This window comes from Myxococcales bacterium, assembly GCA_016716835.1.
GTDB lineage: Bacteria > Myxococcota_A > Polyangia > Haliangiales > Haliangiaceae > JADJUW01.
The window spans coordinates 308,977-335,628 of the sequence record JADJUW010000001.1 but is presented as its reverse complement, the minus strand read 5'-3'; the positions used below and the strand labels follow the sequence as shown (position 1 = coordinate 335,628).

24 protein-coding genes and 1 tRNA gene are annotated in these 26,652 nt (G+C 63.0%); 7 read left to right on the top strand and 18 right to left on the bottom strand.

Annotation, left to right across the window (positions count from 1 at the left end; translation table 11 throughout):
- Positions 1-8: 8 nt before the first annotated feature.
- Together IPL79_01400 and eno are read right to left on the bottom strand one after the other, a co-directional pair.
- Complete coding sequence (locus IPL79_01400; GenBank protein ID MBK9069655.1) at positions 9-1,229, bottom strand: hypothetical protein; 1,221 nt, start codon at positions 1,227-1,229, stop codon at positions 9-11.
- Between the two features lie 182 nt (positions 1,230-1,411).
- Positions 1,412-2,707: a phosphopyruvate hydratase gene (gene eno / locus IPL79_01395; protein MBK9069654.1), complete on the bottom strand. Its 1,296-nt coding sequence runs from the start codon at positions 2,705-2,707 to the stop codon at positions 1,412-1,414.
- Positions 2,708-2,778: 71 nt separating this feature from the next.
- Between eno and IPL79_01390 the strand changes: the two genes are divergently transcribed.
- Together IPL79_01390 and glpX are read left to right on the top strand one after the other, a co-directional pair.
- Positions 2,779-3,186 (top strand): acyl-CoA thioesterase, encoded by a 408-nt coding sequence (locus IPL79_01390; GenBank protein MBK9069653.1) that lies wholly within the window; start codon positions 2,779-2,781, stop codon positions 3,184-3,186.
- Between the two features lie 7 nt (positions 3,187-3,193).
- Entirely contained in the window at positions 3,194-4,198 is a 1,005-nt protein-coding gene (gene glpX / locus IPL79_01385) for a class II fructose-bisphosphatase (GenBank protein MBK9069652.1), read from the top strand.
- Positions 4,199-4,318: 120 nt separating this feature from the next.
- On the opposite strand, the gene IPL79_01380 is transcribed toward glpX, so the two are convergent.
- A complete protein-coding gene (locus tag IPL79_01380; GenBank protein MBK9069651.1) occupies positions 4,319-6,286 on the bottom strand; it encodes a hypothetical protein in 1,968 nt (655 codons plus the stop codon).
- Between the two features lie 592 nt (positions 6,287-6,878).
- A complete protein-coding gene (locus tag IPL79_01375) occupies positions 6,879-8,018 on the bottom strand; it encodes an acyl-CoA dehydrogenase family protein (protein MBK9069650.1) in 1,140 nt (379 codons plus the stop codon).
- Here IPL79_01375 and IPL79_01370 point away from each other — a divergent pair.
- Together IPL79_01370 and IPL79_01365 are read left to right on the top strand one after the other, a co-directional pair.
- Complete coding sequence (locus tag IPL79_01370) at positions 8,017-8,655, top strand: serine/threonine protein kinase (protein ID MBK9069649.1); 639 nt, start codon at positions 8,017-8,019, stop codon at positions 8,653-8,655. The genes IPL79_01375 and IPL79_01370 overlap by 2 nt on opposite strands.
- Positions 8,652-8,864, top strand: a complete 213-nt coding sequence (locus tag IPL79_01365; protein ID MBK9069648.1) for a hypothetical protein — start codon at positions 8,652-8,654, stop codon at positions 8,862-8,864. The genes IPL79_01370 and IPL79_01365 overlap by 4 nt, the downstream gene beginning before the upstream one ends.
- Before the next feature lie 2 nt (positions 8,865-8,866).
- Here IPL79_01365 and IPL79_01360 read toward each other — a convergent pair whose 3' ends face one another.
- The 10 genes from IPL79_01360 to moaA form a co-directional block, all read right to left on the bottom strand.
- Positions 8,867-9,037, bottom strand: a complete 171-nt coding sequence (locus IPL79_01360; GenBank protein ID MBK9069647.1) for a hypothetical protein — start codon at positions 9,035-9,037, stop codon at positions 8,867-8,869.
- Positions 9,034-9,471, bottom strand: coding sequence for a hypothetical protein (locus tag IPL79_01355; GenBank protein MBK9069646.1), 438 nt, complete (start codon positions 9,469-9,471; stop codon positions 9,034-9,036). Before IPL79_01355 ends, IPL79_01360 begins: the two co-directional genes overlap by 4 nt.
- The gene (gene ccsA / locus IPL79_01350) at positions 9,472-10,140 is read right to left on the bottom strand and encodes a cytochrome c biogenesis protein CcsA (GenBank protein MBK9069645.1); all 669 of its coding nucleotides are present in this window, start codon (positions 10,138-10,140) and stop codon (positions 9,472-9,474) included.
- Positions 10,137-10,808, bottom strand: a complete 672-nt coding sequence (locus IPL79_01345; GenBank protein MBK9069644.1) for a heme exporter protein CcmB — start codon at positions 10,806-10,808, stop codon at positions 10,137-10,139. Before IPL79_01345 ends, ccsA (IPL79_01350) begins: the two co-directional genes overlap by 4 nt.
- Positions 10,805-11,536, bottom strand: a complete 732-nt coding sequence (locus IPL79_01340; GenBank protein ID MBK9069643.1) for an ABC transporter ATP-binding protein — start codon at positions 11,534-11,536, stop codon at positions 10,805-10,807. The genes IPL79_01345 and IPL79_01340 overlap by 4 nt, the downstream gene beginning before the upstream one ends.
- Entirely contained in the window at positions 11,533-13,401 is a 1,869-nt protein-coding gene (locus tag IPL79_01335; GenBank protein ID MBK9069642.1) for a carboxypeptidase regulatory-like domain-containing protein, read from the bottom strand. Before IPL79_01335 ends, IPL79_01340 begins: the two co-directional genes overlap by 4 nt.
- A complete protein-coding gene (locus IPL79_01330) occupies positions 13,398-13,889 on the bottom strand; it encodes a hypothetical protein (GenBank protein MBK9069641.1) in 492 nt (163 codons plus the stop codon). Before IPL79_01330 ends, IPL79_01335 begins: the two co-directional genes overlap by 4 nt.
- Complete coding sequence (ccsA, locus tag IPL79_01325; protein MBK9069640.1) at positions 13,882-16,644, bottom strand: cytochrome c biogenesis protein CcsA; 2,763 nt, start codon at positions 16,642-16,644, stop codon at positions 13,882-13,884. Before ccsA (IPL79_01325) ends, IPL79_01330 begins: the two co-directional genes overlap by 8 nt.
- Positions 16,645-16,664: 20 nt before the next feature.
- Complete coding sequence (locus tag IPL79_01320; protein ID MBK9069639.1) at positions 16,665-17,174, bottom strand: cytochrome c maturation protein CcmE; 510 nt, start codon at positions 17,172-17,174, stop codon at positions 16,665-16,667.
- 69 nt (positions 17,175-17,243) lie between these two features.
- On the bottom strand, positions 17,244-18,329 hold the full coding sequence (gene moaA, locus IPL79_01315; GenBank protein MBK9069638.1) for a GTP 3',8-cyclase MoaA: 1,086 nt from the start codon (positions 18,327-18,329) through the stop codon (positions 17,244-17,246).
- Positions 18,330-18,484: 155 nt separating this feature from the next.
- Between moaA and IPL79_01310 the strand changes: the two genes are divergently transcribed.
- Positions 18,485-18,871, top strand: coding sequence for a hypothetical protein (locus tag IPL79_01310; GenBank protein MBK9069637.1), 387 nt, complete (start codon positions 18,485-18,487; stop codon positions 18,869-18,871).
- A gap of 2 nt (positions 18,872-18,873) precedes the next feature.
- Here the strand turns inward: IPL79_01310 and IPL79_01305 are convergent, their stop codons facing one another.
- Together IPL79_01305 and fusA are read right to left on the bottom strand one after the other, a co-directional pair.
- Positions 18,874-19,707 carry a DNA adenine methylase gene (locus tag IPL79_01305; protein ID MBK9069636.1) on the bottom strand — a complete coding sequence of 278 codons (834 nt, stop codon included), beginning with the start codon at positions 19,705-19,707 and terminating at the stop codon, positions 18,874-18,876.
- A 184-nt stretch (positions 19,708-19,891) separates the two neighbouring features.
- Positions 19,892-21,922 (bottom strand): elongation factor G, encoded by a 2,031-nt coding sequence (gene fusA, locus IPL79_01300; GenBank protein MBK9069635.1) that lies wholly within the window; start codon positions 21,920-21,922, stop codon positions 19,892-19,894.
- A gap of 152 nt (positions 21,923-22,074) precedes the next feature.
- Here fusA and IPL79_01295 point away from each other — a divergent pair, with 152 nt between their 5' ends.
- Positions 22,075-22,800 carry a hypothetical protein gene (locus IPL79_01295; GenBank protein MBK9069634.1) on the top strand — a complete coding sequence of 242 codons (726 nt, stop codon included), beginning with the start codon at positions 22,075-22,077 and terminating at the stop codon, positions 22,798-22,800.
- Here IPL79_01295 and moaC read toward each other — a convergent pair.
- The gene (gene moaC, locus IPL79_01290) at positions 22,766-23,248 is read right to left on the bottom strand and encodes a cyclic pyranopterin monophosphate synthase MoaC (GenBank protein ID MBK9069633.1); all 483 of its coding nucleotides are present in this window, start codon (positions 23,246-23,248) and stop codon (positions 22,766-22,768) included. The two genes, IPL79_01295 and moaC, sit on opposite strands and share 35 nt — an antisense overlap.
- 73 nt (positions 23,249-23,321) lie before the next feature.
- Positions 23,322-25,145 carry a glutamine--fructose-6-phosphate transaminase (isomerizing) gene (gene glmS, locus IPL79_01285; GenBank protein ID MBK9069632.1) on the bottom strand — a complete coding sequence of 608 codons (1,824 nt, stop codon included), beginning with the start codon at positions 25,143-25,145 and terminating at the stop codon, positions 23,322-23,324.
- 129 nt (positions 25,146-25,274) lie between these two features.
- On the opposite strand from glmS, the gene IPL79_01280 reads away from it, so the two are divergent.
- A tRNA-Gly gene (locus IPL79_01280) sits at positions 25,275-25,346 on the top strand.
- The last annotated feature ends 1,306 nt before the right edge of the window (positions 25,347-26,652 follow it).

Sequence of the window (26,652 nt, the reverse complement as noted above, 5' to 3'; positions counted from 1 at the left end):
CGGCGCTGCTAGCGAACCGAGGTGGCGGCAACATCCGCTTGAACAGCAGGCGCACGCGAGCCAACCCGCATGATCTTGCTGGCATCGACTTTTTCGGCAGCTGGAAACGCCATGCAACCGTAGCGCATTGCCTCTGGGTTGCTGCCTTCGACGGGCGTGTCCGTAAGGGTTTCGCAGGTCGGTACGGGCGTAACTTCGTCAGAGAGCAAGTACTTGCTCGCATCAAAGCAACCGCCGACGGTGTTTGACAGGTCGCTGAGCCCCTGATTCTCACCGCGCTCGAACAGCCACCACCCGTAACGGCACCCGGCCAGCGAATCGTTGGCGGCGCGACCGATTTCGGCTACCGCCCAAGGCAGCGGGTCGTCACATGAATTAGGCGCGATGCCGCGCGCTTGCGCCACATTACCGACAAAGGTGTCAGCCGGCGTGCACAGCGCGATACAGGTCGCGTCTTCGGTCGCTTCGCCGCGGCCAAAAATGTGCGTGCCGGGAGGGCAGCTATTGAGGAAGCGGTCTTCGGCTGGCAGAGCCGCTGGTTCGCGGTGACCATACAACGGATTGATGTTGCTCGCGCATGACGCCTGCGATGCCGGGCCGCCTTCGCGCGCCCAGCTGGTCACGCACGATTCATATGGGAGTCCGGCTTCGGGCACCGGGTCGCCTGCATTTTCATGCTCCGGCGGATAGACGTCTGGGTAAACGTCGCCACCGCAGTTTGCGATATCAAATTCGCCGGTTTCGGCATTGTAGGACTTGTTGGTCATCGGATCGCACGACGGGTTGCACTGGCCGTGCGCGGCAGGCTCGGTGCCGTTGGCGAAGTAGCCATGGTAGCGCGAGCACGCAAAGCCGGTTGGGCATGCCAGCGAGACGCCGTCGAGCGAACAAATTTCGGTGCACGTGCCTTCGGCTTGGTCGACGGCCGACGACGATGAGCAGATAAGGCCCGCGGCACAATTGTCAAACCCCGTGGTTGAACCCGCGACGCCCCAAACGCAGGCGTCGCCGGTGGCCGCGGTGCCTTCGGCAACGCAACCCTTGAGGCCCACCGGCTCTTCGCCAACGGTTTGGCGAATCCAGGTGCACTTTTCGCCTTCCGCGCAGCCGGATTGCGTGTCGAGATTGCACTCGCCCGTTGGCGGAGGCGGCGGGGGAACGACTGGGTCTTCAGACCCGCTGCAACCCATGGCGGTTGCGAGCATAAAGGCTAAGGCGATTCGTTTCATGAGTAGGCTCCTAATTAGATTTAGCAAAGGACGGTTGGCAATTGGCGGACCCTATAAGCGGTGCACACCGAGGTCAAGGTCAATTCACCGCAAGTCGCGCGCGGTGAATATGACTCGGATCACGTTTGTGGAATTTGTGCTAACAGGCTTGGCTCGCCCCACCCGCCAGTGAGGCGCGAGGTCTACAGCCGTCTGGCGGCGCCAAGGCGAAAGGCCGCGAGGCCGGCGAAACGGCCCTGCCCGCCGAGTTGGTCCGCAATGCGCAAGAGTTGGTTGTACTTGGCGATGCGGTCCGAACGCGATGCCGAGCCGGTCTTGATCTGGCCGGCATTGGTCGCCACCGCTAGATCCGCGATAAAGGCATCTTCGCTCTCGCCAGAGCGGTGCGAGATAATGGCGCGATAACCGGCGTGTTGCGCCGTGCGGACGGCATCCAGGGTTTCGCTCAGCGTGCCGACCTGGTTCACCTTAACCAAGATGGCGTTGGCAATGCCCTTGGTAATGCCTTGGCGCAGACGCTCGGTTTGAGTGACGAAGAGATCGTCGCCGACTAGTTGCACGCTGCCGCCCAGCTTGTCGGTGAGGGCCTGCCACCCTGCCCAGTCGTCTTCGGCGAGGCCGTCTTCGATGGACACCAAGGGGTATTTTTTTACCCAAGCCGCGTACATCGCAATGAGGTCGGCGGCACGGCGCGCCTTGCCCTCATACTTGTAGATTTTTTTCTTGGCGTCGTAGAATTCAGTCGCCGCGACGTCGAGCGCAAGGAAGATCTCTTTGCCGGCTTTGTAACCGGCCTTAGCGATGGCCTCCATGATGGTGGCGAGCGCCTCGTCACCGCTCTTCATGGAGGGCGCAAAGCCACCCTCGTCGCCGACGCTGGTCGACTTGCCCGCGGCGTGCAGCAGCTTTTTGAGGTGATGAAAGATTTCAGTTCCAGCGCGCAGCGCGTCTTCAAAGCGGTCAAAGCCCGCGGGCACGACCATGAACTCTTGAATGTCGAGGTTGTTGTTGGCGTGCGCGCCGCCGTTGATGATGTTCATCAGCGGCACCGGCAGCGTCACCGCGCCAACGCCTCCGAGGTAGCGATATAGCGGCAGGCCATGCAGGCTGGCGGCCGCGCGCGCCGCGGCCATCGACACGGCAAGGATGGCGTTGGCCCCGAGCTTGCTCTTGAGCTTGGTCCCGTCGAGTTCAATGAGGCGAGCGTCGAGGGCGGCCTGATCGGCGCCGTCCATGCCGATGATGGCGGGCGCGAGCTTGTCGGTGATATGGGCAACCGCCTTGGTCGTGCCCTTGCCGAGATAGCGTTTGGCATCGCCGTCGCGCAGCTCGAGCGCCTCATGTTTGCCGGTCGAGGCGCCCGACGGCACGATGGCGCGGCCGACATCGCCGCTGGCCAGCGCTACCTCGGCCTCAACCGTTGGATTGCCACGAGAATCAAGCACCTCACGCGCGTGCACCCAAGAAATTTCGCTCATGGCCTCTGGTAGCACACCGCGCGGGCTGGCTGCCACATGACCGCGCGGCACATTTGGGCTACGGTGCTGCCATGCGCTACCTGCATCGCGTAATTTTTGGCGACACCGATCAGATGGGCATCGTTTATTACGCCAATTACTACCGTTTTTTTGAGGCGGCGCGGGCCGAGTATTTGCGCGCGCTGGGCAAGAGCTATCGCGACTTGGTGGCGATGGACGTCGCGCTGCCGGTGGTGGAATCGCATTGCAATTACAAGCGGCCGGCGCACTTCGAGGACGTGCTGGCGATCGACACCCACATTTCAAAGTTGCGCGGTGCCTCGCTGACGTTCTCGTACGAAGTTCGGCGCGACGAGGTGCTGCTGGCCACGGGCCACACGACGCATGCGTGCATCGGCAGCAACGGGCGCCCCAAGGCGTTGCCGCCGGTGTTTGCCGAGCTGCTGCGGGCTTGCGTCGCCGACGTGCAAGTGATGTAGTGCCGCCATGGACGACCGCAACCTCGCCTTGGAATTTGTACGCATCACCGAGGCCGCGGCGATGGCCTGCGCGCGGGTAATGGGCCGCGGCGATCGCGATGGCGCGGACCATTTGGCGGTCGAGGCCATGCGGCGCGCGTTTGACCATATTGATATCCGCGGCACGGTAGTGATTGGCGAAGGCGAGCGCGACGAGGCGCCAATGCTTTATATCGGCGAGCAAGTTGGCAAAGGTTGGGCCGGCGGCGGCAGCGGCGACGCGCAATCGCCCCGGGTCGACATCGCCGTCGATCCCCTGGAAGGCACCAACCTATGCGCCACGGGCTCGCCGGATGCCTTGGCGGTGATTGCGATTGCCGACGACGGGCAGTTTCTTAATGCGCCGGATACCTACATGGAAAAGATTGCGGTCGGCCCCGAGGCGCGCGGCGTCATCGACTTGCGCGAATCGGCGACGTGGAATTTAACGCGGCTGGCGGCGGCGAAAAACAAAAAGATCGAAGACGTCACCGCGGTAATCTTAGATCGCGACCGCCATCGCGACCTCATCGCCGAGGTGCGGCAGGCCGGCGCGCGCATTCGCCTGATTTCTGACGGCGACGTCTCGGCGTCGTTGCTTACGTGCAAGGACGACTCGGGCGTTGATATTTTATTTGGCACCGGCGGCGCACCTGAAGGTGTTATTTCCGCGGCGGCGCTGCGCTGCCTGGGCGGCGAACTGCAAGGCCGCCTGAAATTTCGCAGCGAGGCCGAGCGCCAGCGCGCCTACGCGATGGGTGTGAAGCCAGAAGACCACATCTACACGATCGACGAGCTGGCGCAGGGCCACGTGATGTTTGCCGCCACCGGCGTCACCCAAGGCTTTTTGCTCGAAGGCGTGACGTTCTTTGGAGGCGGCGCGCGCACCGAATCGGTGGTCATGCGCTCCAAATCCGGCACCGTGCGCAACATCCGCTCGACGCACCATTTTGAAACCAAGCCCAAGTACTCGTGGATGAGCGGGCTGGAATAGGCCGCTGCCAAACGGGCCCGCTTCATTGAATCGGGCTGCCGTATTAAGGTGTGCTTTGATTCCGGCTAGCCATGTCGCGCCGTACCGCTGGCCTATTAGTGAGCCGCGGATCCGAACCGGCTACGGCGCCAGCAGCGCGGGATTGTCGAGCAATTCGAAGTACTCGATCTTGAGGGCCTCGGGTGTTTTTTTCGTGCCCGCGGCGAGCAGCTCGAGCAACACGGCTATGGCATCCTCGCGCTTGGACGCCGCGTACGTGCGCAGCACGCGCTTAAGGTCTAGCCTCGGGAAGTCTTGCTGCAGGCGCGCTAGCATCAGGGCCCCCTTGGTATAGGCGATGGGTGCGCCGGAAGGTCCCGCGTCGTCGTTTAAGAGCGAGACGTCGCCCTTGGCCGCAACGATGCCGCCGTAGCCCGCGCGCAAATGCGCGAGCATGGCGCGATAGGCCTCATCGCCACGCAACTCCCTCACCGCAAGCAGCGCCGAATAATTCGCCAACGCCTCTGCCTGAAAAAGCGCGCCAGGCAACGAGAACGGCCGCGCATTGCCCCACCAGGAGTGCGACATTTCGTGCAGCATCAAGCCGGTGGTGGTGGTATTCGAAGGATCGATTTCGCGCGCGGCGTCGAGGGCATGCGCAAACACTCCCGCTTTCTTTCCAGCGAAAATAAGATAAGGAAAGCCGCGAATGGCGGGGAAGTGCGATGACACCAAGCGAACCGGAAACGCATCTTTAGCGCCACGGGGCCGCAAGTCGCCAAACCACTTCTCAAATAGCGTATAGCCTTCGCCAAAAAGGCGCGCCAGCGCCTCGGCGTGATCGGGCGCATCATCCGGCAGCAAGTAGACGTGCACGGGCCGCTTAGAGAACGTGAAATCGAGGCGCCGGTAATTGCCAAAGGCAACCAAAGGCGCAATGGCAGCTGGGGCACCAAGTTCAATCAAAGCGCCCCGTATGACGCCTGGCGCTACGGCCTGCCAACCCGCCGGCGCGACAAGTTCTAGCGTAAGCCCAGGCGCGGAAGGATGGGCGCCGTAGACGGCATGCTTGCCAAGCTTAGGAAACCAGTCGTAGTTTAGAAAGGCCTCATCAAGCGCCGCTGCGGCAAAAAAAGACGGCTCGGGCATCCCTGCCAACTCGAGCACATAGTTAATCGTCAGGTCCGCGCGCGCCCCAACCGCCATGGGCGTGGATAGTGGCACCGTCAGCGTGCTATCGACCCATGCGGCGTCTGCCACCGCCGCGCCATCGAGTGTCACCCCGACCAGCCGCACCGGGCCAGGCAGCGCGAGCTGCAGCGAGGCCAAACTCTCCGTTGTCACATCATGGCGAAAGCTCATGCGCGCTTGTACCGTCACCTGTTTCGCGGCAGCGTCATAGGTTAGCTTGGCCGACGCCGCGGTGACCGTAACCTCGGTCGGCGGCTTGAGACTCTCATCCAGAAGAAACGTCGGCGCCTTGGCCGGCGTACGCAATTCCATCGCGCCGAGTAAGGTTCGCTCAAGCGTGCCGAGCGAAGCATGGTCGGCTGGTGCGGTAAACGTCATCACAATGAGGTTATCGCCATGGACAAAGACCTGACTGCGCCAACGTTGGCTTGCTCCATCCGCTGTGCCAGACACTTCCATATAAGTGGAGTCGATACTGCCAACAGAGCGCGTTCCTTCTTCATGCAGGATAAAGGTGCTGCCGTAGCGTTTGGTCAGGTTTGCCTTGCCGAGCACCATAAGCAAGTTGGGCGTTACGCCCAAGGAGCCAGAAATGATGCCGATATCCACCGAAACCCCAAGCTGGACCGCGTGTTTCAAAGATGTTCCTGGGGCAGGCGCCCCTGGAACCGGCGTCCACTCCGAGCTTGCGTAGCGCACGACGACGCCCGCCTCGGCCATCACGTGTTCGCGATCCGTCGGTACGTGGGCGCTCGCTTGCTCGGTCGCAGGGGACTCCGCGGGCGCGCTGGTGGTGCTAACGCGTCCCGGCGGTGTGGAGGCGCGACAGGCAAACAACCCTATCGCGACCGTTGCCGCCGTGGCTGCCCAAAGGCAGCGCAGCCGTGTCCCACGCGCGTTCATCTGTAGATCCGACATTTGCAAATGATATCAGCCCAATTGGCCTGCTAAATGGCGCGGTTCAATGTTTCTATGGGTTTGCAGATTCTCGTGTCGCGCCGGACCGCCGGCCGCCAATGGGCCGCGGCCGGCGCATGGTTAGTCGTGAGGAACGGGCGAAGAGATGGACCACCAAGCGGTGCGCGGCACATGTTCGTTTCAGAGCGTTTCGCGAAGGCACGTTGGCTTCGTTCATTTGGCCCATCAGGCCGTCCTGAGCGCAAGGCGTCGTGAGCAGCGCGAGCAGCTCGTGCGCCGCCCCAAACGTTTCGCGGTTGGATGCGAAGGGCTGGGTGCGCAGACCAAGGCGCGAGGAGGGAGGTTGGTGGTTCCAACTGACCGACGAGCAACGCCGGGATGCGCGCCCAGTACCAGCAGCCAGCCGCGAGTTGTTTGGGACGGGGCACGAAAGCGATGAAATGAAGCATGTGGTCGCGCGCCGCGTACTACCGCACCGATGAAACGAAGCTTGTGGTCGTGCGTCGGGTCTGGTGGGCGTGCAAACGGTAATTACGCAGCACGGGTACCAACTGGCTGGAATCGAATGACTTTTCGGGTAGTGGAGTGACCCCTAGCGGCCGAGAATGTTGCGGGCGATGACGATGCGTTGGATTTGCGAGGTGCCCTCGTAGATTTGCAGGAGCTTGGCGTCGCGCATGAGTTTTTCGACGGGGTATTCTTTGGTGTAGCCGTAGCCGCCGAAGATTTGCACGGCGTCGGTGGTGACGCGCATGGCGGCGTCGGCGCCGTAGGCCTTGGCGTAGGCCGAGGTGATGGCGGTGAGGTCGCCCTTGTCGACGAGCCAGGCGGCCTTGTGGGTGAGCAGGCGCGTGGTCTCATACGCAATCGCCATCTCGGCGATCATGAATTGGATGGCCTGGTGCTGCGCGATGGGCACGCCGAAGGTCTTGCGCTCCTTGGCGTACGCGGCGCTTTCGTCGAGCGCGCGGCGAATGACGCCGGCGGCGCTTGCGGCGATCCACGGCCGCGAGCGGTCAAAGGTCTTCATCGCGATCTTAAAGCCGGCCTCTTCGGCGCCAAGGAGCTGGCTCTTGTGAATCTTGACGTCTTCAAAGATCACGTCGCAGGTGTTCGACGCTCGCTGCCCCATCTTGTTTTCTTTGCGGCCGGCTTTGACGCCTGGCGCATCGGCATCGACGATGAACGCCGCGATGCCCTTGTGCTTTTGGCTCTTATCGAAGGTGGCGAGCACGGTATAAAAATTGGCGACGCCGCCATTGGTGATCCAGCGCTTCTGGCCGTTGATCACATAGTCGTCGCCATGGCGCGTCACCTTGGTCGACAGGCCCGCGACGTCGCTGCCGGCGTCGGGCTCGGAACAGCAGTACGCGGCAAAGGCGGCGTCGCTGGTCAGCCGGGATAGGTATTTTTTCTTTTGCTCATCGTTGCCGGCAATAATGACCGGCATGGCGCCAAGCATGTTGGCAGGGAGCGAGGTGTTAAGCGCGAGGCAGCCGTACGAAACCTCTTCGAGCACCAGGCAGTGATCGAGGCATGAGCCGCCAAGGCCTCCGTAGGCCTCGGGCACCTCGATATTCATCAGCCCCGTCTCCCACGCCTTCTTCAAGATCCCGCGCGGAAACTCGCCGGATTCGTCAAAGTGCCCGGCGTCGGGTGTGATATTGCGCCGGGTAAACTCGCGCGCGGTTTCGATAAGAGCGTCTTGGTCGGAGCTGAGGGCTAAATCCATGGCGGCATGGTACTATGCCAACGCCGTTATGGAAGCAAGCCGGGAGACGTTTGGCAATTGGCGCATCGGGCGCCATCTCGGCGGCGGCACGTGGACCGAGGTCGTGCTCGCGGAGTCGGCCACCGCCGCGCCGGGCGCCAGCCCACCGGTGGCGCTCAAGCGGCTGACCCGCAACGGCAAGCGCACCGCGGACTTGGTCGAGCTCTTTGCCAGCGAATGCGCGCTGCTGCAAGGCACGCCGCCCCACCCTCACCTGGTGAAATTTCTCGACACCGGCAAGGTCGGCAGCATGCCGTGGCTGACCACCGAATTTATCCCGGCACCAACGCTCGCCGTACGACTCGCCGGCGACGAGCCGCTCTCCCCGGTCGAGCTGAGCGCCATCGTGGTTGATATTGGCGCCGCCCTGGCACATCTGCACGCGCATGGCATGGTGCACTGCGACGTTAGCCCAACCAATATTATCGTTGGCCAGCAAGGCGCCGTCTTGTGCGACCTGGGCGTGGCGACGCCAATTGGTCAGCGCGCCAACGACCGCGGCACGCCGGGCTACTTGGCGCCAGAGCAAATCATAGGCGACGTCGTGTCGCCGGCGACGGATATATTTGCGCTCGGCATCGTGTGGTGGAGGCGGTGAACCGGGCGCGCTTGTTTGGCGGCCGCCCGCGCGAGCTGATTAGCCACGCGACCATGGAATTGCCGATCGAGGCGCCCAACGACCCGTTTTACGGCGACATCATCATGCAGGCGCTGGCGCGCGACGTCGCGGCTCGGCCCGCGTCGATTGCGCAATGGATGACCGCCATGTCGACGACGTCCGGTACCAACCCGGGCGTTAGCACCTAAACCTACGACGGCGATGATTCGTCGCGGCGAGCCGCGGCCCGCGCGGCGCGCTCTTGCTGGCGCTTCTCGGCGAGCGCCTGGGCGTTGCGGGCGGCCCTGGCGCCAAGGACAAAGCCGACGAACAGCCCGACCATCAGGACCATCGGGATATAAATGATGTGCGCCGCGGTCATTTGTGGCTCAGGCGCGCTTCGAGTTCACCCAGGCGCGCAACCAGCCCGCGTTGGCGATGCCAGAGAAACGCCAAGAAGCCGACGGCGAGCAGCCACATCGCGGCGTACGCCATGACCACATGCCGCTTGTTGATGGCGATGAGCGTCGCGTCGTCGTTGTGGCGTTTTTTTGTCGCGGCCTCTTGGTCGCGCCAAAACTGGTCATCAATATGGGCGCGCAGCTTAGCGGTCAGCTCGGCGCTCAGCGCAGGGTCGGCGTCGATAAAGGCGAGGCAGGCCTCTTTGCTCACGGTCGGCGGTGCCGCGGCAGCAGGCGGTGGCGCCTCGGTTGGGACGGCCGCGGGCACCTCGGCAGCGGGCTGCGCGAGGGCGTCGCGGTGGCCCATGGTTGCGACGGCGACAACGACGACGCAGGCGATAAAGAGTTGCTTCATTTAGGTAATCCCTCGGTCTTCAAGTTCTTCGGCGAGCGCGACCAGGCGCGCCTGCGCCGCCAACATCGACACGCGTTGCCACAGCATCACGCCCAAGAGCAGCAAAAAGGTCGCGACGCTGAGCCAAAACGTGGCCTTCATCGATGAATCGAGCGTCTGCACGACCTTGGCCTGAGGATGATTATCGCCCTCTTTGACGCCAAAATATATGAGTGGCACCGCGGCCACCGCAAACACGAGCACCCCAGCCGCGAGGCGTTCGGCGCCGGCGCCGGCAAACGCGCGCACCATCACCGCACCGAGCACGACCAGCCAAAGCAGCAGCGACATGGTCAGCCGCGGCTCCCACTTCCACCACGTCGACCACGCCGCCTTGGCCCAAATAGAACCGGTCAGCAGCACCACCGCGCCAAACAGCACCGCGAGCTCGGCGGCCGCCAGCGCGATGCGATCGGCGCGCGGGCTGCGGGTTGCCAAAAAGGCGATGCTGCCGCCACCTGCCACCATCACCGCGAGAAACAACATGAAGGCGTTGGCGACGTGATAGTAAAAAATCTTTTGGCTGTAGAACAGGCTCTGCTCCATGGGCGTGGTGACAAAGACGCCCCAGATGGTGCTGGCAAGGCCCAGGGCGGCCAGGACGAGCAAGAGCCACATCGTTGATTTCATTCGATCACCAATTCCTCAAACATCCACAGGGCCGCGACCAAGAATAGCGCATCATAGGCGGCGAGAAACCCGCACCAATAGCGAATCGCCGTGAGATTCTCGGCGTCGAGCACCGAGAGCGAGGTGACCTTGGACGCCGCGAGCAAGAGCGGAATGGCCAAGGGGTAAAGCACCACCGGCAGCAGCACGTCGCGCGCGGCGCTGCGCAGCAGCATGCCGGCCACCACCACGCCCACCGTTGCCAGGCCCAGCGTGCCCAGCGTCAGCGCCAGCAGCAGCGGCCACGACCACGGCAGCTGCATAAATAGCGCGCCGGCGGCGCAGACGACCACGGCCATGCCGAGCAGAAACAACCACATCGCGAGCAATTTGCCGACGAAGATGGCGGTGCGCGACACCGGCGCCAAGAGCAACGCGCGAAGCGTGTCGTTTTGCCGCTCGCGATCAAAGGCCCGCGACAGCGCGATGGTCGCCGCAAACGTCACCGCGGCCCACACCATGCCCGCCACCGCATGCGTCAGCACGCGCGGGTTTTGCGGAAAGGAGAACGAAAAAACGACCATCAGCGTGATCGCGAGAAACACCACGGTGGCGAGCAATTCCTTGCTGCGCCATTCCACGGCGAGATCTTTGCGCAGCACGAGCAGCACGACGCGGGCGGCGGTCACGAGGCCAGCTCCTGTGGCGCGCGCGTGAGATACAGCTCGTCGATTTGTGCCTGCGTGCACGGCGTCGGCCGCGACGCGACCAGGCGGCCGCGATGCAGCGCGATCAGCCGCGTCGCGACGGCGGCCAGCGGCGCGGTGTCGTGGCTGACCACGACGACGATGGCGCCCTGCGCGCGCAGCTCGCCGACGACGTCGATAAGGCGCGACGTCCCCGCCTTATCGAGGCCAGCAAATGGCTCGTCGAGCACGACGAGCGAGGGCGCGTGGGCCAAGGCACGGGCGAGCGAGGCGCGCTGGGTCATGCCGCGCGAATAGGTCGCCACCGGCCGATGCCACGCCTCGGCGTGTAGCCCCACGCGCGTTAGCAGCGCTGCGCAGGCGGCGTCGGAGGCTTGCTGGCCGTAAAGGCGCAGAAAGAAACGTACGTTTTCCATCGCCGATAGCTCGGCATATAGCAGCGACGCGTGGGCCACCAGCCCAACCGCGCCTCGCGTCTCGCGCGATGAGAGACGCGCGGTGCCCGCCCAGCAGGCTATCTCGCCGGCGTCGCTGCGCACGAGGCCCGCGAGCAGGCCGAGCAACGTCGACTTGCCGGCGCCGTTTTCGCCGACCACGCCAACCACGTCGCCAGCGTCAAACTGCGCCGTCAGTGGCATCAGCGCGCGCACGTTGCCATAGCGCTTGCACACGCCTGACAGTTCTACGCGGGTGATGGCGACGGCGCTCATGCATCACGGTGGGCAAGCAGATCCGCGAGCTCGGCGACCAGCTGCTCGCGCTGCTCAGCGGATGCGTCGTCTTCTGGCAGGGCAGCGAGCCTCGCGTACAGCGCGTCGATTTCCGCGTCCCGCGCCTGAGGCGGCGCTATCGTTGGCCCTGCCTTGACGCCGCGATAGCCCAAAAATGCCGTACCGATGAAAATAAGCAGCACCATCAGCCCCGCCATCGTCGGCAACCACGTTCGCCACACCGGCGCGATCGGCAAGCCGCGCATCTTGAGCACCATGCTTTGCCCAGGCATGATTTGAATATCGCTGACCACGCTGAGCTTCGTGCCGTCCTGCGCGGTGCGCTGATCGACGCGCGTGCCCGCGGGCACCTCGAGCGTCGCGTCACCGAGCTGCACCATCAAAAACGAGCTATCGACCGCGCCGTGCGGCAGCGGCCAGGCAAACGCCATGACGCCGTGCTCGTGCGGCAGCGAAAAGCCGCCTTGAAACGAGGTCAGCATCGGCGGCAGCGGGCGCCGCAACGCAAAGCCGTTGCCCACCGGCGTGGCGATGCCGGACATCTCTTCGCCCTCCATCAGCAAATTGCCACGCGAGCCGACCGGTGTCTGCAAGACAAAGCCATCAACGCCCATTGCCAGCGGCGCCCAGGACAAGTTGTAAAACGTAAATTCACCCTGCAGGCCGACCTGCTTGTCCTCAATGCCAGCGGCGACAATGTGAAAGCGAAAGCGCAGCGGCGGCGTCGCGAGGACTTCGATGCCGACCCCGCGGCCCGCAACGGCCAAAAACGGCGCCGAGCGATAGGGGGTGCCGTCGTTGGTGGTGGTCTGGGCGTAATAGACGACGCCATCTGCAACGCCGGCGAATTGGGCCGTCATGAGTTCGGTGCCCGACGCCTGCGTCGCCTGGGTTGCGACGACTTGCGCGGTCGCCGCGTCGATCAACGCTACCTCGCGCACCGCCTCCCCGCGCACGGTCACCGCAACTTGCCCTGGTGTTGGCGCAACGGCCGGCTTGGCAGCCAGCCACAACGTGTCGTCGATCGGCGGTTCGGTGCTTTTTCGAAATGCGCCAGACAAGATCATGCGCGCGCCAAACTCGGGTGCGAGCAGCACGGGGCCACCCGCAACGCGATCGACGATGATGTCGCCAACGCTGTCGCGCGGGAGCGCCACCATCGCGTAGTAGGCGACGCGACCGTCACGGCTAAGCCCATCAAAGCGAGCTTGTCCCTGTGCATCTGCGATTTGCCGTTTAAACGTAACTGAGCCGTCCGCGTGATATCCGACCAAGGAGACCGTGCCGCCCGCGACAGGATCGGTCAGGCTGTCGTGCAGGAGTCGTACGGTGAGCGAACCGCCAGGTTCGCCTTCCATCGTCCGCGCCTGCCCGCTCATCTCGCGCGGGTAGGGCATGGCGCCGCTAGTCGGTTGCACGGGCGCGTCCATGGAAGACCCGGGCGCTGGTGCAGCCGCCGACGCGCCGCCCATCGGCACTGGTGATAGCAAGATGCGCGTGCCGCCTTGCGCGGCGATGGCAAAGGGCTGCGACGCAACGTCGCCGCCGGCTGCGCCCGTGATGATCGCTAGCGCGCTGGTGCCGGCGCGCAGGCCGGTAAAGACGGCGCGCCCTTCCGAGTCGGTTTTGGTTTCTCGCAGTTGGCCATCATTTTGCAGCCGCACCGAAACGCCAGCGACCGCGCCCATGGCCGGGCCGTTGACCACGCGCACGGTAACCGACGACGCCGGCAGCGTGCTGTCTGGCAACGGGATGCCAACGGCGCCTGCCATTTGCGCCGTTGCTGGCGAGGCGGTGGCAAAGAGCAGCAAACACGCGCATGCGCGCAGCACCGCGCGCATCATGTTGACGCCGCCTTCTTGCCGCTCGTGCCCTTGCCCGCCGCTGCCCTCCGGCGCGCGAGCTCGGCCTTAATCTCGCCATGCACCGAGGCATCGGCCGAGGCATCCAAGGCGTCGAGCTGCCGCATGACTTCGATGGCATCTTGGCGATACGTGGCGGCCAACGATTCGGCATCCTGCGCCGAGAGCTTGCCGGTATCGCGATCAAATTCGATCTCTTTGAGGGCACGCAGCAGCGACGCCTTTTGCAGTTTAAGCTCTTGCTTGGGGGTCTTGTGCCGCCACCAACTTGCGCGATCGGTTGGCGACGCCGCGGCGTCCGCCATGGCCCAGACGGTTTGGATCGACCATACCAGGCAAAGCCAAGCCAGTCCGAGCATGACCGCCGAGGGCGTGAAGCGGAAATTATGCTGCGCCAGCACGAACACCCAACCCAACGCCAGGGCGCCTAACGTAGCGTAGCGCCGGTAGGACCAGGCCCCTTTAGCCATCGAGATCCTCTAGCTCGTCATTGAGGCGTTGCTTCATCGCCTCGTCTTTGGCTCGCTTGGCGGCTGCGGCGTCGCCGTCAGCGGCATCGGCCTGCGCGACGACTGGTGTCGACGAACGCGGCGGCGTGCGCCACTTGCGCCCCACCATGAACAGCAGGCCCAAGCCGACGACAATGGCGACATATGGGACCATCCACGGCAAGGCGCTGGTCGGCGTGACAAACACTTGCTCGCTGCCGTACTCGCGCTTAAACGCCGCGCGCACGTTGGTGATCGCCTGGCTGCGTCCCGCGGGCGTCGAGACGTCTTGCGTCGCCAAGATCGCGAGCACCTTCTTGCGCTCATCGGCGGCAAAGCTGCACTTGCAATCGTGAATATTTTCGCGCTTGCAGCCGCCGCACATGCACACCAGCTGCTTCATAACGTCGGCCGCCACGGGCCGCATGGCAGGCGGCACCTCGGGCGCATCGGGGCGGAATTTATCCGAGGCGCCTTCCATGTGCGCCGGCGCATTGGTGAGCTGCGAATCGTGCTCGCGGACCGCCGCCGGCTGGGCCAGGCCGACCTGCAGGCACGTCAGCGTCACCCCGAGAAACGTCAGCACGACCGCGACGGCATCGACGACCTTGTTGGTTCGCGTTACCGGCCGCGCCGTCGCCAAATCGACGATGCGCTGCGGAATCATGCAAACGAAGCAGCCAAACGCAAACAGTACAAAGCCGATCCACACCCAGTTGACCAGCGGATTAATGTAAACCTTGAAGCTGGCGAGCTGGCCCTTAAAGCCGGTGAGGACGAGGTAGACGTCTTCCGACATTTGCTCGTGAATCGCGACCTCGGTGGTCATTTGGCCGCCCTTAAAGAAATTCCATTGCGCGGGCTCGAGCGTTTCGAGCTTTTTGCCATCACGCCACACCGAAACCCGCGCAGTGGTCGACTTCTTGCGCGCGTCAAACTCTTCGCGCAGCGCTTCGTAGTGAAAGCGATACCCCTTCATTTCGAACCAGGCCTCGCCTTGGGCGCGGCCATCGACGGCTGGCTTGGCATCCGGCGCATTGATGCTGAAATTCTTATCGGTGTCGTAGTTCTTGCCGATAAAGCCCACGAACAGCACGACGATGCCGAGGTGCACGATGTAGCCGCCGTATTTGCGGCGCTTGCCGAGGATGAGTCCAAGCAGCGACGAGAACGGGTCTTGCCCGGTCTTCGCCGAGCGCGCCCGTGTACCGCGCCAGAACTCTTGGAAAATGCTCGCCGTCGTAAACACGATTGCCGCGATAGTTAAAAGCACTAGCGGCAGGCCGAGCACCCATTGCTGCGGCAAAAACGAGAGGCCCCGTCGATGCGCCGCGGACAAGTCAAAGGTGTACTCGGTGAGGTGGCGCGCATAGGGCACGAAGATAGCCATGGCCAACGTCGCCACGATGGTCGCTCCAACTGGCGTCGCAAACAGCGAAAACACCCGCGAGCGCGAGGTCTTGCGCCAGGCGAGCAGCGGCGCGACCCCTGCCAGTACCAGCAGCGCGATGCCGAGCGGCGCCATGCCCTTGTTGAAAAACGGAATGCCCACCGTTGTGCGCTCGCCGAAATACGCCTCGGTCAGCGTCGGCCACATGGTGGCAAAAATGACAAACGCGGCGCAGGCCAAGAGCACCCAGTTGTTGAGCAAAAAGGCGAACTCGCGCGAGGCGTAGGATTCGAGCCGATGCTTGGCGGCCAGCCGCGGGTTGCGGTAAATCACCAGGCCAAGTGACACCACCAAAATAAGCGCCATGAACAGCACAAACTGCAGCGCCATGGTGTTGTCTTCGCCAAACGCGTGCACCGATTGCACGACGCCGCTGCGGGTCCAAAACGTCCCCATAATCGTCAGGAAAAACGTCGCGATCACGAGGATGAGATTCCACCCCTTGAGCATGCCGCGCTGCTCTTGAATGATCGCGCTATGAAGAAATGCGGTCGCCGTGAACCACGGGATGAAGCCGGCATTTTCCACCGGGTCCCACGCCCAATAGCCGCCCCACCCTAGCTCCTCATAGGCCCACCGCCCGCCGAGCACCAGGCCGAGCGAGAGGAAGAAGAAGCAAACCAGCATCCACGACCGAACCGAGCGAATCCACGCGTCATCGAGCCGGCCCGAGGCCAGGGCCGCGATGGCAAAGGCAAAGGGAATGGTCGCCGCGACGTAGCCGATGTAGAGCGTCGGCGGATGGATGACCATCCAGTAGTTTTGCAGCAGCGGATTGAGCCCCTCGCCATCGATGGGCACCTGCGTCAGATAGGTGGCGAAAGGGTTTTTCGAGAACACCAGTAGCGCCATGAAAAACAGCTGCACCACCATGATGGTCGCGACGACATACCCGATCATGTCGCGGTGTTGCTGATAGTTCATGCGCACGGCGATGGCGGAAAACAGGCCCAGCACGAGCACCCAAAACAGCAGCGAGCCGTCGAGCCCGCCCCAAAACGCGGTGATCTTGTACCAAAGCGGCATCGAGGTATCGCTGGTGAGCGCGACGTAGCGAATGCTGTAGTCGTGGGTGACAAACGCATAAATGATGAGCGCGGAGGCCAACGCGGCCAGCGCGGTAAAGCCGTACAGGCCGTAGACCGAACTGATGACGAGGCGGCGATCCTTGCGGATGTTGCCGACAATGCCAGCGCCCGCGCTCCAGGCCGCGACGACAAAGGCGAGCAGCAAGACGATCGTGCCGACGACGGCGACCGGCGATGAGGCCGTTTGCGAGGGTTCCATGACGGTGGCTTTCGTGCGGGTTAGTAACCAGGAGCCGGGGGCGTCGCCGCCGCGCTAGCTGCGGGGGCAGGTGCAGCCGCCGCGGTTGGCACGGTGGCCGGCGTCGACCATTGCATTAAGGGTGATTTTTGTTTGTTGGTCGCGGCGCCCTCGTACTTGGAGGGGCATTTGGCGCTGAGTTCGACCGCGTCGAGGACAAACTTGTCGCCACGCTTAGTTAGCTTACCGAGCGCGACGACCTCGGAGCCGTCGCGAAACGTATCGGGCGCCGGCCCCACATGCGAGATGGCAATGGTCTTGCCGCCGGCGTGCAACTCGAAGGTGCGCGTCCAGTCTTGCCCGCGCACCTCTTCCTTGATGCTGCCTTCGGTGACATGACCGTGCACCCGCAGCGTCTTGCCGACAAATGGTGAAGGGTCATCCATTAGCTGGTTGACCATCTTGTAGTGCGACGCGCTGCTGCTTGACGACAGAAACAAAAACCCCACAGCGCCGATGACCGCGACAATGGAAAGGATAATTTTTGTCATAAGTACGCCTGGTTAGAATGTAGCACAATCGAGCGCCATTCCTAGGCCAGTCGCGCTGGGCGGGCGGCCTCAGCCACCCATGGCGATCATGTGTTTTTGGGGCCCGCCGGTGCCGTCGTCGCCAAATATGTGCCCAACGCGCTTCTGGGCCACTGCGGCATGAATGGCCCGCCGCACCAAGGCGGGATCACCTCCACGCAAGAGCGCGCGCAAATCGACGGCGTCGTCGTAGCCAAGACAGGTGTGCAGCGCCCCCGTTGCGGTGACGCGAACGCGATTGCACGTCGCGCAGAAATGGTCGCTAATGGCCGAAATCACGCCAAACGCGTGCGTCGGCGAGCTCGCCATCTGCCAATAACGCGCGGGGCCATCGTCGCCGAGGCGTGGGGTCTGCGGCTCTAATTTGCCAAAGGCGGCGGTAAGCTGCTGACGCAGCCCAGCCGCCGAGACAAACGGCGCCGAGGTTACGAAGGCGCCAGCCGACAGCGGCATTTTTTCGATAAACCGCGGCGAAATGCCGCGCTCCCACGCGAATTCGCAGAGGTCAGCGGCCTCCGCCAGGCGCGCCGGGCTATCGAGCACGGCGTTGAGTTTTACGGTGAGGCCCGCGGCAAGCGCGGCATCGATGCCAGCGATGACGGCCGCGACATCGCCGCCGCCGGTGACCTCGGCAAATGCTACCGGGTCGAGCGTGTCGAGCGAAACATTAACGCCACGCAAGCCCGCCGCCGCCAGCGCCGAGGCTTTTTGCGCTAGCAAGTGACCGTTGGTCGTCATGACCACGCGCGGCACCAATGGTGCCAGCATGGCGACGAGTTGCTCGATGTCAGCCCTTACCAAGGGCTCGCCGCCAGTCAGGCGAATCTTGGTGACGCCCATGGCGGCAAAGGTTGTAACCAGCGTCGCAATCTCTTCGAATTGCAGAAGGTCCGCGCGCGCCGCAAAGGCTGAAGGCGTAGCGGCATCTTTTGGCATGCAGTAACCGCATCGATAGTTGCAGCGATCGGTCACCGAGATCCGCACATAGGTGATCGAGCGCGCCTCGGCGTCGCGCAGCGCGCCCGTCGCTTCGTTGGGATCGATCGCGTCTGCATATGCCTGCCGCGCCGCCATTTGTGGCGCGGCCGTGACAACCGGCAACGAGACCCTACGCATCGTCTGCACCATGCTGCGAGCAGGGCCGCGCGTCAACCGCAATCCCGCCGTGGTTCAGCCGGATACCCGCTGCGGTTTTCGAGAAATTTGCAGCCGGAGCGAAGCTTTGTTCTTGACACCGCGCTTAAAAACGACGACTAAGCGGGCAATCCAATATGTATCCAAGTTCCCGATTTGCATCAGATCGTCGTCCCACGCAGCCTCCGCCAGCGAGCAACACGCCCGCCACGGTGGCCTTCGAAGGGCTTTGGGTTTTGCTCGCCGACAACAATGGTGAGCTGCCCGACCAAGACGCCGACGGCCGCGTGCCGCTGTTTGCCAAGACCGGCGAAAATATGACGCTCTTGCTCGGTTTCAAAAACGTCGCCAAGGCGCGCCAGTTTATGGCGGCCTCGGGCGTCGAAAACGTCGAAGCGCGCATGGTCGTGGCTGGCAACAAGCATGATCTGATTCGCATTGCGCGCGCCGCCGATGCCGCGGGCGTCTTGGTCGATTTCGACGCGACCACCAAGCACTACCTGACGACCACGTCGCTGGCGTAGCGTTACGAAATAATCACTTCAAAAATGGCCCCGCGCTTGGCGGCATTGCTGTTGACCGCGCGATTGCAAAGCACGCGCTCGATAGAAAAATCTCGGTACAGTTCGTGCACCAGCGGCGCATCGCTGTTGGAGAGAATCACCGTCGCGCCGCGGCGCTTTAGATCGCGCGCGACGTCGGCGAGCCGGGCTTGCGCCTCATAGCCAAACTCGTCCTTGGTGTAGGACGTAAAGTTGGCGCTCGGCGTCAGCGGCACGTACGGCGGATCAAAATAGACGACGTCGCCACGACCGGCTCCCTCAACGGTGGTCGCGAAATCGGCCACCAGCAGCTTGGTACCCGCGAGGCGGCGGGCGGCGCGGCGCAGCGGCTCGGCGGCGCAAATAGTTGGGTTGGCATAGCGGCCCATTGGCACGTTGTAGTGCCCGGCGCGGTTAACCCGCCATAGCCCGTTGTAGCAAGTCTTGTTGAGATAGATAAAGCCCGCCGCACGGCGAGCCAGCTCCCAGGTGTGGCGCGCCTTATTCCACGCGGCGCGAAATTCGTAGTAGTGCGCCTCGTCGTGGGCGCGGTGAAATTTGCCGAGCCACCAGATCACGCGCTCGACATCGTCGGCGACGCCTTGATACATCGCGATGAGATCGGGGTTTTGATCAGCGAGCGTCGCGCGCGCCGGAGCGAGCGAGAAAAACACCGCCGCGCCGCCGGAAAAGGGTTCGAAGTAGTGGCCAATGGTCTTAGGCAGCTTGCGCGCAATGACGTCGAGCAGTCGCGCCTTGCCGCCGACCCACTTGATGATCGGTGAGGCCGGCTCGAACGTGGCAGGTGCTGGCGCGATCGCATCGGCCTTGGCGTCAGCAGCCGCGCGCCGGGTGCGCTTGGGCGCAGCGGGCGTTGCCGCGGGGATAGATTTGGAAACGATAGCGGCGCGCGTCACCCACACATCGTCGCGGCACCTACATGCGCGCGCGAGTTTTTTGAGCCCCTCGACCGCAGTTCGCTAGGTAGTTATAGAAGGTGGACTACAGCGCATCCAGCGTGTCGTAGCCGAGGAACTTCATGACAAATTCGCCGCGACCTTCGGACATGCTGCGCAGCTTGGTCGAGTAGCCAAACATGTTGCGCAGCGCGACCTTGGCCTTGAGCTCCTGCTTGTTGCCGCGCGTGTTGACCTCTTGCACCTGGCCGCGGCGTTGCTGCAGGTCGCCGATCACGGCGCCAACGTAGGCATCGTCGCACGTGACCTCGACCGCCATGATGGGCTCAAGGCGCGTTGGCGACGCGGCCTTGACCGCCTTGCGGCAGGCCTCGCTCGCGGCAGCGCGCGCGCCAATTTCGCCATTGGCGCCTTCGCGCACGCCGACGTGGGTTAACGTCACCTCGACGTCTTCTAGCGGAAAGCCATCGGGGCCGCTGCTAGCCGCATCGCGCAAGCCTTGCATGGCGGCGTTCACCACGGCATCCGCAATCACCGGCGTCGGCGGCAGCGCCCCACGCACGCTGATGCCCGCGCCACGCGGCCGCGCCGCCACTTTGCAGCGCACCTCGCCGTAGATGGCGTCTTTGAGATCGCGCTCGAAGATGGCGTCGCCTTCGCCCTGCCCGAGCACGGTTTCGCGAAACACTACCTGCGGCTTGCCGGCGCGCGCCTGCACGCCGTACTCGCGCTTCATGCGATCGCAGATAATCTCAAGGTGTAGCTCGCCCATGCCCGAGATGAGGGTTTGGCCGGTGTCCGCGTCTTCCTTGACGCGAAAGGTTGGATCTTCGTCGACCATCTTGGCGAGCGCAAAATCGAGGCGCTCCTTGGCCGAGGCGTTTTCCGCCTCGATGGCCTGCGAAATCACCGGCTCGTAGGTATCGATGCGCTCGAGCAAGACTGGATTAGCCGGATCGCACATGGTGTCGCCGGTGGTGGCGTCTTTAAAGCCCGCGACCGCGACAATTTCACCGGCAAATGCCTTCTCCACCCGTTCGCGCTTATCCGCGTGCAGGCGAAATAGCCGCGCGACCTTTTCTTTCTTCCCGGTGCGAACATTGAGCAAGTCATCGCCTGCTTCGATGGTGCCGGAAAATAGCCGCAAGAATACGACCTTGCGCCCTTCGTCCATGGCGATCTTAAATGCTAGCGCCGCCACCGGCTCGTTGTTCTTGGGCGCGCGGACGACCTCTTTGCTGGTGTCGCGCGGATCGACGCCGTGCACCGGTGGCACGTCGGCGGGCGATGGTAGATAGGCGATGACCGCGTCGAGCAGCGGGTGGATGCCCTTGTTGCGCAGCGCCGTGCCGGTGAGCACCGGTACCGCCTTGACCGCGATGGTGGCTTTGCGCAGCGCCGCCTTTAGCTCGTCGGTCGGGATGTCGCGGCCTTCGAGATAGGCCTCGGCAATCGCGTCGTCGACGTCGGCGATGCCCGCGACCATTTGGTCACGCGCGGCGGCGGCCTCGGCGGCCATCCCCTCGGGAATCGCCCGCTCTTCTGGCGGGTCATCCAGGCTGCCGGTAAAATAGAGCGCCTTCATCGTCATGAGATCGATGATGCCTTCGAACTCATCTTCGAGGCCAATGGGTAGTTGAATTGGCACGGCGTGCGCACCCAGTCGCTCGCGCAACTGCGCCACCACGTCGACAAACGACGCGCCGATGCGATCGATCTTATTGATAAAGGCGAGGCGCGGGACGCGAAATTTGTTGGCCTGCCTCCACACCGTCTCGGTTTGCGTCTGCACGCCGGCGACCGCACAAAAGACGATGACCGCGCCGTCGAGCACGCGCAACGAGCGCTCGACTTCGATCGTGAAGTCGACGTGACCCGGCGTGTCGATGAGATGGATCTCGTGCTTCTTCCACTCGAACGTGGTCGCGGCCGCGGTGATCGTGATGCCGCGCTCGCGCTCCTGCTCCATCCAGTCCATCTGGGTGGCGCCATCGTGCACCTCGCCGGCCTTGTGGATGCGGCCCGAGAAATACAAGAACCGTTCCGACACCGTGGTCTTGCCGGCATCAATATGGGCCGCGACGCCGATGTTGCGGACCTGGTCGATCTTCGCCATGACCGGTGTTTATCACAGCGCCGCATCCGGCACGCAGCCCCGCTCGGCAAAAGGCGCCGGGCTGCCGGCGGCCCGCCGATCGGGCTGGGATCGCCGAGTTTGGCCGCTTCCAGCCACTTCTCACCGGCCCGGCGGGGGTGTAAGACAACGCCATGGTATTTGGCTTGTTCTCCAAAGAGAAATCGCTTGATCGCACGATCGAAAAAGCGATCAATAAGTTCGCGCAGCACCTCGACCGCTTTGACGCGCTTAACAAGCTCGCCACCGACGGCTCGCCCGCGGCGCTCGTCGGGCTCTGCAAGCGCCTCGGCGTCACAACTCACATGACGGCAGATGACGAAATTGAGAAGCCGTGGGTCATCGACACGCTGGTGGAAAAAGGCGAGCCCGGTCTGGATGCCATTCGCACCTATATGAAAACGTCGCTCGGGCTATCTCTGCCGCTGCGCGTGGTGCAGCGCGCGGCCACCGGCCCGCGGGTGATGGAAATTATCGATGAGGTGCTTGCCAGCGAAAAGCCTGGCTACACGCGCGATCCCCAGCGTCGGCTTGACCTGCTCGGGTGGCTCGCCGAATGGAAGGCCGACGGCGCCACGGCAGCCTGCCAACGCGTTGTGCCTTACCTACGCGATTTTGACGAAAACGTGCGCGTCGCGGCGGCGGATGCCCTCGCCGAACACGGCCTGGCACTCGGTCAAGCTCAACTCATTGATGCGCTGGTACGTCCCGAAGAAGAATCGATGCGCTTCAAGCGCCGCGTCTGCGGCCTGCTGGCCGAACACAAGGTGGCACTCGCGGAGCGGGCCGACGAAGTTGCCAAGGTGGCTGGCACAATCTCAGGTGTCACCGTGCAGGCCGGCGTGCTGGTGGTCGCTTAGTCGTTTGCGCCGCACTCGCGCTGGCGCGACGGTAGGTGCCCGAGCGCCCGCCAGCCTTATGGTCGACGGCGATGCTCGCAATCGTCATGTCCTTATCGACGCTCTTGCACATGTCGTAGATGGTTAGCGCGGCGGCGCTGACCGCGGCCAAGGCCTCCATCTCGACGCCGGTTCGATCAAAGGCGCGGACGGTCGCCGAGATCGCCACCGCGCGTGGGCGCAAGGCGAGCGCTACCTCGATGCCGGTGAGGCGGAGCGGATGGCACAACGGAATTAAATCAGCCGCGCGCTTGGCGCCGTTAATCCCCGCGATGCGTGCGACCGCCAGCGCGTCGCCTTTTTTGAGCGTGCCGGCGCGCAGCGCGGCCACGGTGGTGGCGCGCATGGTCACCACGCCGCTGGCGGTGGCGGTGCGTAGGGTTTCGGCCTTGGCATCAACCGCCACCATGTGCACCTCGGCTGCCGCATTTAGATGCGTCAGCTTGCGTGTGGTGGTAGTAGCAGCGGCGGTTGCGCGGCGCTTACTCAACGGTGACACTCTTGGCGAGGTTGCGCGGCTGGTCGACGTCGGTGCCTTTGAAATCGGCGACGTAATACGAAAGCAGCTGCAACGGCACCACCGACAAGATGGGCACCAATTCCGGATCCGTCGCCGGAATGAAGATAACGGCGTCGGTCTGCGCGGCGATTTCCGTGTCGCCCCGCGTGGCGATGGCAATCACCTTGCCTTGCCGCGCCCGCACCTCGGTGAGGTTTGACACCACCTTGTCGTAGAGCGCGTTCTTGGGCACCAGCACGACAACTGGCAGGTGCTCGTCGATGAGCGCAATCGGGCCATGCTTCATCTCGCCAGCCGCATAGCCTTCGGCGTGAATGTAGCTGATCTCCTTGAGCTTGAGCGCGCCCTCGAGCGCGATCGGATACTGCGCGCCGCGGCCAAGAAACAGGCAGCCCTTAGCATTGCCGTACTGGCGAGCCAAGGCTTGAATGCCCGAGGTGTCGGCGACGATCTCCGACATTTTGCCGGGGATTTCGATCAAGTGTTTTAGTAATTCACCAGCGCGAGCCACCGAAAGGGCCCCCGTGCGCCTGCCGAGATGCACGGCCAACAAGAACATCGCGATTAATTGGGTGGTAAAGGCCTTGGTTGAGGCGACGCCAATTTCTGGCCCGGCGTGGGTGTAAAACGCGTAGTCGGCCAAGCGTGGGATCGACGATTCGAGCACGTTGGAGACCGCGAGCACCTTGGCGCCTTTAGCCTTGGCCTCGCGCACGGCGCCCATGGTGTCGGCGGTCTCGCCGGACTGGCTGACCGCGATGACGAGGTCGCCGGGGCCAACGATTGGGTCGCGATAGCGAAACTCGGAGGCCAGCTCGACCTCGACCGGCAGGCGCGCCAAGGATTCAATCATGAACTCGCCCACCATGGAGGCGTGATACGAGGTGCCGCAGGCTACAAAGATAATGCGCTTGATGCCGGCAACGTCGAGTTCGACGCCATCGAGCGAGACGTCGGCGCGCTCAAGATCGACGCGACCAACCAGCGTGTCGGAAACGGAGTTTGGCTGCTCGTGGATCTCTTTGAGCATGAAATGCTTGTAGCCAGATTTCTCGGCCTGCATCGCGCTCCAGGTAATGGTCTTGGGTTCGCGCGTTTTAGCATTGCCGGCCAGATCGGTGATGCGCACGCTGTCGGCGCGCACCACGACGATCTCGTCCTCTTCGATGAACAAAATGCGGCGGGTTTCGCTGAGTATGGCCGTGACGTCCGAGGCGATAAAATTCTCGCCCTCGCCTAGGCCCACCACCATCGGCGAGGCGTTCTTGGCCGCGACGAGCGTGGAGGGATCTTTTTCGTTCATGACAACTAAGGCGTAGGCGCCGCGAACTTGCGCCAGCGCCCGGCGCACCGCGACCTCAAGATCGGGCGCGCCTCCCGCCAGCGCGCGATCGACTAAGTGCGCGACAATTTCCGTGTCGGTTTCCGAGGTAAAGACTGCACCAGCCGCCATGAGCTCGGCGCGCAGCGCGGTGTGGTTCTCGATGATGCCGTTGTGCACCACGCTGATCGAACCAACCCGATGCGGGTGCGCGTTCTCATCAGACGGACGGCCATGGGTGGCCCACCGGGTGTGGCCGATGCCGGTGCATCCTGGCGCGGGTTCCGTGGCGAGCCGCGCTTCGAGATTTGCCAGCTTGCCGCGGCAGCGCACCACATGGGTCTTACCGTCATGCCAGACCGCTACCCCCGCGGAGTCGTAGCCTCGGTATTCGAGCTTGCGCAAGCCATTGACTAGTAACGGCGTTGCCTGCCGTGTCCCAACGTATCCAACGATGCCACACATATATGGCTCTCACCGTAGCAAACTTCGGGCGGCGGCGATGCCCTTTCGCCAGCTCCGCGGCGCTGAAATTCGCAGGGTGCGGCTTGACACCAGGCCGTGCCGAGCGCTACAAGCCTATGCCTACAAACTGCGGGAATAACTCAGTGGTAGAGTGCAACCTTGCCAAGGTTGACGTCGAGGGTTCGAATCCCTTTTCCCGCTCTAAGTCGCTTCGCTCCTTAGGAGCGGGAACGCTGCGCTTTAGCGCAGCGGTTTGGTGCTAGCTAGCACCAAACAAAGGGATTCGAGGCCTTCGGCAACGAATCCGTCACGGTCGTCCATCACGGGGCCAATGACTAGAAGGCCGTGCGTCGACCACGGGCGGGCTGCGCTGAGGCGCAGCCGTTTTGTGCAAGCACAAAACAAAGGGATTCGAGGCCTTCGGCAACTAAGCTGGCACGACGTTCCGTGATCGGGGCGCGTCTGACTCGCTTCGCTCCTTAGGAGACGGGGCTCTGGGTTGCAAAACGAGTCGGCGACGAGGGGTCTAAAATTGGCGCCGGCGTGTCGAAAATCGTTGATGGCGCGAGGCGAAGCTGACGTATGTCAGATTTAATTTGCGGCTCTTTCGCCAATTACGCGCCAAGAGCGACTTAAGGTTTATAGAAAATCGAACTTAGTAATTAAGTATTGGAGCAAATACTCCGATTCAACTCACCAGTAATCAAACAGTTAGGTGACAATTGAATCACTATTCTTAACTGGATATCAAAAAATGGTTGAACACCTTAATTTCATGAGACAGGGTGCGACCCGAAATGAAGAAAACAAATATTCGAAAACTTAAATTCAAATCCGTCACCATCGAGATGCTTGCACCGGTCGCTGGCGCTGGCTACACCGCCGGGGGTGGTCAGTCGACTTGTTCGCCGTGTGGCCCTACCAGATGGATTTGCCCCCCCGATACCCACCGGGAATACGCTGGCTGCGATAGCCACAGCCCTTGTGGGCCGACCCACCAGCTGTGCCCGGTGTAGTTAAGCTGCTTGGCAAGGCCAATAAATGAACCGACCGCTACCGCCGCGCGGCGGCGGCGAAGTCAGCGCACAAAGCTGCGAACCCGATTGCCGCGCCCAGGTTGATCGCTTTTGTAAACTTGAACCAAGAAACCTAAATGCACGCGCGTAGAAACGTTTGCGTGACGCAACCGAGTCTAGTCGCATCAAGACAACCAGAGTGACCACTTGTTGGTTGCGACCATGCTCGGCGCACGTCGAACGCGCGCGGAGTTCATCAAGCAACGCGGTAAGGACAGTGGTTTTACTGCGTGAAGTTGTTTCTCACCCACACCGATTTCAACAATACAAAAATGCCGTCTCAGAAATCTGATGGCGCTACCACTTTTTCGAGAGATCAAAACGGCAATTGAGGCGTTCACCGAGGAAAACCACACAGCGCAGGATGGCACGCCCATTGCTTTGGAGGCCACTATGACAAATCAAAACACCAGAGCACCTTCATCCTCAAT

Bases quoted from the DNA above. Each gene is read 5' to 3' on its own strand.
- IPL79_01370 (MBK9069649.1), top strand. From the start codon at position 8,017: ATGGCGGCATGGTACTATGCCAACGCCGTTATGGAAGCAAGCCGGGAG.
- IPL79_01390 (MBK9069653.1), top strand. From the start codon at position 2,779: ATGCGCTACCTGCATCGCGTAATTTTTGGCGACACCGATCAGATGGGC.
- glpX (MBK9069652.1), top strand. From the start codon at position 3,194: ATGGACGACCGCAACCTCGCCTTGGAATTTGTACGCATCACCGAGGCC.
- IPL79_01375 (MBK9069650.1), bottom strand. From the start codon at position 8,018: ATGGATTTAGCCCTCAGCTCCGACCAAGACGCTCTTATCGAAACCGCG.
- ccsA (MBK9069645.1), bottom strand. From the start codon at position 10,140: ATGAAATCAACGATGTGGCTCTTGCTCGTCCTGGCCGCCCTGGGCCTT.
- glmS (MBK9069632.1), bottom strand. From the start codon at position 25,145: ATGTGTGGCATCGTTGGATACGTTGGGACACGGCAGGCAACGCCGTTA.
- eno (MBK9069654.1), bottom strand. From the start codon at position 2,707: ATGAGCGAAATTTCTTGGGTGCACGCGCGTGAGGTGCTTGATTCTCGT.
- IPL79_01330 (MBK9069641.1), bottom strand. From the start codon at position 13,889: ATGGCTAAAGGGGCCTGGTCCTACCGGCGCTACGCTACGTTAGGCGCC.
- IPL79_01355 (MBK9069646.1), bottom strand. From the start codon at position 9,471: ATGAAGCAACTCTTTATCGCCTGCGTCGTCGTTGTCGCCGTCGCAACC.
- fusA (MBK9069635.1), bottom strand. From the start codon at position 21,922: ATGGCGAAGATCGACCAGGTCCGCAACATCGGCGTCGCGGCCCATATT.
- IPL79_01335 (MBK9069642.1), bottom strand. From the start codon at position 13,401: ATGATGCGCGCGGTGCTGCGCGCATGCGCGTGTTTGCTGCTCTTTGCC.
- moaC (MBK9069633.1), bottom strand. From the start codon at position 23,248: ATGGTGGCGGTTGATGCCAAGGCCGAAACCCTACGCACCGCCACCGCC.
- moaA (MBK9069638.1), bottom strand. From the start codon at position 18,329: ATGCGTAGGGTCTCGTTGCCGGTTGTCACGGCCGCGCCACAAATGGCG.
- IPL79_01360 (MBK9069647.1), bottom strand. From the start codon at position 9,037: ATGACCGCGGCGCACATCATTTATATCCCGATGGTCCTGATGGTCGGG.
- IPL79_01320 (MBK9069639.1), bottom strand. From the start codon at position 17,174: ATGACAAAAATTATCCTTTCCATTGTCGCGGTCATCGGCGCTGTGGGG.
- ccsA (MBK9069640.1), bottom strand. From the start codon at position 16,644: ATGGAACCCTCGCAAACGGCCTCATCGCCGGTCGCCGTCGTCGGCACG.
- IPL79_01380 (MBK9069651.1), bottom strand. From the start codon at position 6,286: ATGTCGGATCTACAGATGAACGCGCGTGGGACACGGCTGCGCTGCCTT.
- IPL79_01340 (MBK9069643.1), bottom strand. From the start codon at position 11,536: ATGAGCGCCGTCGCCATCACCCGCGTAGAACTGTCAGGCGTGTGCAAG.
- IPL79_01400 (MBK9069655.1), bottom strand. From the start codon at position 1,229: ATGAAACGAATCGCCTTAGCCTTTATGCTCGCAACCGCCATGGGTTGC.
- IPL79_01295 (MBK9069634.1), top strand. From the start codon at position 22,075: ATGGTATTTGGCTTGTTCTCCAAAGAGAAATCGCTTGATCGCACGATC.
- IPL79_01310 (MBK9069637.1), top strand. From the start codon at position 18,485: ATGTATCCAAGTTCCCGATTTGCATCAGATCGTCGTCCCACGCAGCCT.